The organism is Paenarthrobacter sp. CM16 (genome assembly GCF_013179505.1).
Taxonomy (GTDB): domain Bacteria; phylum Actinomycetota; class Actinomycetes; order Actinomycetales; family Micrococcaceae; genus Arthrobacter.
In genome coordinates, this window is sequence record NZ_JABMCX010000299.1 from 1 (window position 1) to 5,577 (window position 5,577).

The 5,577-nt window shown below is 62.0% G+C and carries 6 protein-coding genes; 1 reads left to right on the forward strand and 5 read right to left on the reverse strand.

The window, feature by feature from the left end; genetic code table 11:
• The first annotated feature begins 55 nt into the window (after positions 1 to 55).
• Positions 56 to 1,039, forward strand: coding sequence for a phosphodiesterase (locus tag HP499_RS20045; protein ID WP_026548299.1), 984 nt, complete (start codon positions 56 to 58; stop codon positions 1,037 to 1,039).
• On the opposite strand, the gene HP499_RS20050 is transcribed toward HP499_RS20045, so the two are convergent.
• The 5 genes from HP499_RS20050 to HP499_RS20070 all read right to left on the reverse strand — a co-directional run bounded on the left by HP499_RS20050 (position 1,017) and on the right by HP499_RS20070 (position 5,230).
• Positions 1,017 to 2,606 (reverse strand): stealth family protein, encoded by a 1,590-nt coding sequence (locus HP499_RS20050; protein WP_375154261.1) that lies wholly within the window; start codon positions 2,604 to 2,606, stop codon positions 1,017 to 1,019. The genes HP499_RS20045 and HP499_RS20050 overlap by 23 nt on opposite strands.
• A 48-nt stretch (positions 2,607 to 2,654) precedes the next feature.
• Entirely contained in the window at positions 2,655 to 3,575 is a 921-nt protein-coding gene (locus tag HP499_RS20055; protein ID WP_172325900.1) for a hypothetical protein, read from the reverse strand.
• A gap of 126 nt (positions 3,576 to 3,701) precedes the next feature.
• Positions 3,702 to 4,094, reverse strand: coding sequence for a hypothetical protein (locus HP499_RS20060; protein ID WP_172325901.1), 393 nt, complete (start codon positions 4,092 to 4,094; stop codon positions 3,702 to 3,704).
• Positions 4,095 to 4,273: 179 nt separating this feature from the next.
• Positions 4,274 to 4,663: a hypothetical protein gene (locus tag HP499_RS20065; RefSeq protein WP_172325902.1), complete on the reverse strand. Its 390-nt coding sequence runs from the start codon at positions 4,661 to 4,663 to the stop codon at positions 4,274 to 4,276.
• Positions 4,664 to 4,837: 174 nt separating this feature from the next.
• Complete coding sequence (locus HP499_RS20070; RefSeq protein ID WP_172325903.1) at positions 4,838 to 5,230, reverse strand: hypothetical protein; 393 nt, start codon at positions 5,228 to 5,230, stop codon at positions 4,838 to 4,840.
• Positions 5,231 to 5,577 lie beyond the last annotated feature (347 nt).

Below are 5,577 nucleotides of genomic sequence, written 5' to 3' on the forward strand. Positions count from 1 at the left end.
GGCCCTACTGGATTGACACGGGAGGCGCCGTCTCCCACCAAACGCTAAGGCAGCCATGGAGCTCATCGAGGCCGAGTACCCCAAACCAGGTCATGTGCTTTTGCACCTGAGTGATCTGCACCTGGTGGGTGGTCCAGGCACGCTCTACGGCTCCGTGGACAGCGCCACCAGGCTCCAGGAGATCTGCGACCAGATCGTCGCCTCCAGGATCAGGCCTGAGGCCATCATCTTCACCGGAGACCTCGCGGACAAGGGCGAGCTGGAAGCCTACAACCGGCTCCGCGACATGATCGAACCGGTCTGCGAAGCCCTTGGAGCCAAGGCCATCTGGGCCATGGGCAACCACGACAACCGTGCGAACTTCCGCTCCGCCTTCGCCGACGCTTCCGAGGCCAGCAAACCCCAGGATCCGGTGGACCGCAGCTACTTCGTCAACGGACTGCGCATCATCACGCTGGACACCACCGTTCCGGGACACCACTACGGTGAACTCTCCGAATCCCAGCTGGAATGGCTCGCCGCCGAACTGGCCACCCCGGCGCCCGACGGCACCATCCTCGCCCTGCACCACCCGCCCGTCCCGTGCGTCCAGGACCTCGCAGTGCTGGTGGAGCTGCGCGGCCAAGCCGCGCTGGCCGCCGTCGTGCGTAATACCGACGTCCGCACCATCCTGGCCGGTCACCTGCACTACTCCACGACGGCGGGCTTCGCCGGCATTCCGGTATCGGTCGCCTCGGCCACGTGTTACACGCAGGACCTTGGGGTCCGTGCGGGCGGACAGCGGGGCAGGGACGGCGCGCAGTCGTACAACATGATCCACGTGTACGAACACACGATTGTGCACTCGGTGGTGCCCATGTCCGGGGGCGTCACAGTGGGTGAGCCCGTGGACGCAGCCGAGGTTCAGCGCAGGCTGGCTGAGGCAGGCATACGCATTCCCCACGAATCGCGGGTGGGTGCCCATACTTCGCCGGGCACGCACACCTCCTCGATGCCGCTTGTTGCTCCCAGCGGCTTTACTTCTCCCAAGGCGCCTTGACCGGGAAGTACTTCTCCAGGAAGTCCGTCACCAGGTCGGCGCGCTCATTCGCCTCAACCTCCGGGAAGCTGCCGTCATTCAGGCAGAAGAAGTCCATGTGGCGCTTCGCCAGGAGCTTGGGCAGGTAGTGCAGGCCGGCCCACATGGTGGAGTCCACATACCTGACCTTGGCACTGGTCTGCGTGACTGCCCGGCCCGTGAGCAGCGCGTAGTAGTGGTAGAACGAGTTGGTGACCGAGATGTTGTCCGCCGCGCGGAAACGGCTTCCGGCGGTCTTGGCGAACTCGGCCGGGAATTCCTTCTCCATCTGAGCCACCACACTGCGCCGCAGGGGAGCCGCAGTGTGTTCGAGGTGCCGTGTGGTGATCCGGCCGAAGCGTTCCCAGAGCAGTTTGCGGTTGACGCGTGCCGCGTTTTCGAAGCCACTGCGCTCGGCGTCATTCTCGCCAAGCCCGATCCTGGTGTCAGCCTCAATGAACTTGGTGATGCCACCGGGCGTGAAGAACATGTCCGGGCCCACGGGGCGGCCAAAGAACATGTCGTCATTGGAGTACAGGAAATGCTCCGAAAGTCCCTCAATGTGGTGGAGCTGGCATTCCACGGCCTGCGAGTTATGCGTGGGCAGGACCGAGGTATCGGCGAAGAACTCCTCGCTCCGAACAATGGTGACGGACGGGTGGTCGGCCAGCCATTCCGGTGCGGGGGAGTCGGTGGCGATGAAGATCCGCCGGACCCAGGGCGCGAACATGTGCACCGAGCGCAGCGCGAACTTCAGTTCGTTGATCTGGCGGAAGCGTGCCTCATGGTCATCGCCTTCGCCAAGCACTGCCTCAGCCTGCTGGGCGCGACGCCGCGCAATGTACTCGGGATCGCTGCCGTCTACCCAGGAGAACACCATGTCGATGTCAAAGTCGATGTCGCTGGCGTGGTCCGCAAACATGTTCTCGATGGTGGGCCAGGTCAGGCCGTGCCGCTGGACGGTGCCACGGACCGCGTCCTGCCGCAGCATGGTGCGGCGGGTCAGGGAATTCTCCACGGGCAGCTCAAGGTGGTCGCCTTCAAAGCGCCACAGCTCCAGCTGGACGCCCAGGGCCGGCCCGTACCAGAGGCCACCGCCGGTTTCGACGCGGGGGCGGTACAAACGGAAGATGCGGGCTTTACGGTTGGCGGACAACTCACCGTCGGCTACCAGAACCGAGGTCTTCTTCTTGGCGTCCACGGTCATGGAGTAGAAGGGCTCGTTGCGGAACGCTGACACCAGCGCCTCACGGACATCCTTGCGCGACTCCCAGTCCACCGCGATGACGGGCCGCTCATCGTTGCCGCGCACCAGGATGAAGTCGACGCCGGCAGCGTCCAGCGCCGCCCTCACAGCCAGAAGATCGGACACCATGGCTTGTTGCGGGGTGAGGTCGGCGTTGACCAGGGCGTACCGCCCACGGTGACGGACGACGTCGGGCCTGTGTTTAAGATGCGCTACGACGGCAGGCGAAATCGCCTCAGCAATCGTGTCCTCTTCGATGGACGGGCTGCCGTGGTAAATCGGATCGACCTGTGCTTGTGTGATGGCTGTTTCTCCGGGATCGTCGGTGCGTGGAACTGGTCTCACTGGTTGCTAGATGGAAAGCGCCTCGCGCCAGCTGCGAAGGAAAGCGCCGCCGGCGTCGTCGTGGATGACATCGTCCGCCAGTTGAAGGTCAGCGGCCGTCAGGATGGTGTAGGGCTTCACCGGTACGCCGTCTGCGGGCCGGACGTCCACGTGCTTTACGTCGTGATCGTTGTGGTGAAGCCAGTCTGCCATGGCGTAGTCCGTGCGGGAATCACCCACGGTCCGCCAGGCAAGCGGCGTAATGCCTTGGGCTGCGAGAAGTTCGACGGCGCGGCTGGCACCGAGGTCCTTGCCGAGGCGGACGGATTCGATGTCCGTGGAGATGATGGTGGGGTCCAGCCGGTAGTCCGCCGTGTCATCGGATTCCGGTGCATGGTGGTCCAAAATCGCGGCGCTGAGGCCGTGGCGTCCCATGATGTCCAGGGCGTCGGCGTCGAAGAGTTTCTGTTCGGCCAGGTAGTCCGCACTGGCCACGTCGAGGTGCTGCTCCACGGAAACCATGGCGCGCTTGGTCTCGTCAAAGAACATGTGCGCGGAATAGTCCTCGGCAACCAATCGGCGTATATCGTCGCCGTAGGCCTTGGGCACTGCGAGTTCGTGGTCCACATGGATGGGACCGGGGCCTTCGGCGGTGTAACTGAACCACACAGCGCCCTTCTCGCAGATCGCGTGGATAACAGTGTTGGCAGGCATGCCGGCGGCGATCATGGGCTCCATGACCTGCTCGCTGATGAACGCGTCAGAGCGGCCCGTGTTGAAAATGACGGGAATGCCCGCAGAGGCCAGGGCCACCAGATCCGCGATGATGTCCGGCTTGACGTCCCGCGTCACAGGGCTGGCGATGGGGCCGTCGACATCCAACAGCAGCGCCAAGGCAGGCGTGGTGTGGGCAGCGGTCCGGTCAGTACCTTGGAGCGGTTGAGTCATGCCCCTATTCTGTCAGTCCGCGCGGGTGCGCTCACAGCTGTGACGTCTGTGACGCCACAGGAGGGATATAGACGGCACCCGTGGAAAGGATGCGCCAGTACCGACGGACTTGCTGGTCACTGCTTCCTACCGGAATTTGCCCTCGGGATCCGGCGCGCATCGGGTGTTGCCGCCGAGCGTGGTGCCGAAGCTGCTGGTTCCAAGCTGCAGGGAGAACTTGCCATCGCCAAAGCCAGTGGTCGTCTGGTCTCGGTTCGCCCCCGAGGGCTGGGTTTGAACAACTCTTAGCCCTTTGCTTTCAAAGACTTCCTTTACCGTCTTATGCATCGCTTCAGCCTGATCTTCTGAGACCGCGCCCTGCGTACTGTCGAAGCTGAATTGAGTCCCTTCCATGCCCAGAGGCAGATGGCAGACGTCCCCCCGCGCCTCTGGAGTGACTTTTGTCCAGTCGCCCGGGGCGATAGCTTGCATCTTGTTGAAGAGTTCAAGGTACTCTGTTCGGGCTTCTTCCGGGTCCATGATCTGCTCCGCGGTGCTGGTAGGTGGGTTGGTGCTCGGCGTTGTCCCGCACCCTGCAAGGGTGAGAAGAATGATCGCCGCGGCGGTAAGGACGTGTCTGGACATAGACACCAGCAGTAGTCGATTCAAAGTTCTTATTTCCCTCATTCGCCGCTAACCATTAGCCTGCCCGGGACAGGCTATTTGCTACCCTGCGGATCAGGAACGCAGCGGCTATTGCCAGCGACAGTAGTGCCGAGATCGCCGGCATAAACCTGGAGGACCAGTCCTTCTGGCCCGAAGCCGTTGGTTATGATGAGCTTGTTCGTGGCCGTTGATTGATCAAAGACCTTCACGTCGTATCCGCGGGACTTGTAGAACTCTTCGACTTTTTGCCTGAGCACCTCGCGGTCCGTGACACTAAGGGGACCTCTGGTCCTGGATCCGCCGAATTCTTTGCCGTTTCCGGTTCCCTGGAAGTTGCAGTAGCCACCTGCCGGAACGTCCTCGTTCACCCAATCACCAGCTGCCATGGCCTGGATCTCATCGAGGAGTCCGAAGAACTCCGTTCTGGCCTCTTCCGGTGTCATGGTTGCTCCTTTCCCGTCTTCGGGAAGTGTGTTCGTTGCGGTGGTTTGAGAGGTTGATGGGGCTGTGCCCTCACCCGAAGACCCAGGAACGCATCCGGACACGAGCAGCAGCAAGACGGCACTCGTGGAAAGTACGCGCCAGTACCGGCGGTGGTGCATCGTCGTCATCGTTTCCTAGCGGAATTTTCCCTCGGGATCCGGCGCGCATCGGGTGTTGCCGCCGAGCGTGGTTCCGAAGCTGCTCGTTCCAAGCTGCATGGAGAACTTGCCATCGCCATAGCCTGTGGTCGTCTGGTCTCGGTTCGCCCCCGAGGGCTGGGTTTGTACGACTCTTAGCCCTTTGCTTTCAAAGATTTCCTTTACCGTCTTGTGTATCGCTTCAGCCTGATCTTCTGAGATCGCGCCCTGCGTACTGTCGTAATTGAACCGAGTGCCCTCGGTCCCGTCCGGGAGGGGGCACGCCATACCGGGTTTATAGGGTGTAATTTTCGTCCAATCGCCCGGGGCGAGAGCTTGAATTTGTGTGAAGATGTCGAGGTATTCCGTGCGGGCTTGTTCTGGTCCCATAGTCTGCTCCGCGGCGCTGGTAGGTGGGGTGGTGCTCGGCGTTGTCCCGCACCCTGCAAGGGTGAGAAGAATGATCGCCGCGGCGGGAAGGGCGCGCCTGGACCTAGACGGCATCAGCAGTCGATTCAACGTTTCTTGATTCCCTCTTTGGCCGCTGTAACCATTACCGTGCCCGTGGAGAGGCTATTTTGCTACCTCCGGGTCCGGGACACAGCGGCTGCTGCCATCAATTATTGTGCCGAGGTCGCCCGTGTATAGGGCGACGGATAACCCATCGGGTCCGAATGCAGTAGTGATGAGCAAATTATTCGTGGTGGTTGATTTATCGAGGGTCTGAATTTTGTACC

Coding starts and splice junctions, on each gene's coding strand:
- HP499_RS20045 (WP_026548299.1), top strand. CDS start 56: ATGGAGCTCATCGAGGCCGAGTACCCCAAACCAGGTCATGTGCTTTTG.
- HP499_RS20055 (WP_172325900.1), bottom strand. CDS start 3,575: ATGACTCAACCGCTCCAAGGTACTGACCGGACCGCTGCCCACACCACG.
- HP499_RS20060 (WP_172325901.1), bottom strand. CDS start 4,094: ATGGACCCGGAAGAAGCCCGAACAGAGTACCTTGAACTCTTCAACAAG.
- HP499_RS20065 (WP_172325902.1), bottom strand. CDS start 4,663: ATGACACCGGAAGAGGCCAGAACGGAGTTCTTCGGACTCCTCGATGAG.
- HP499_RS20070 (WP_172325903.1), bottom strand. CDS start 5,230: ATGGGACCAGAACAAGCCCGCACGGAATACCTCGACATCTTCACACAA.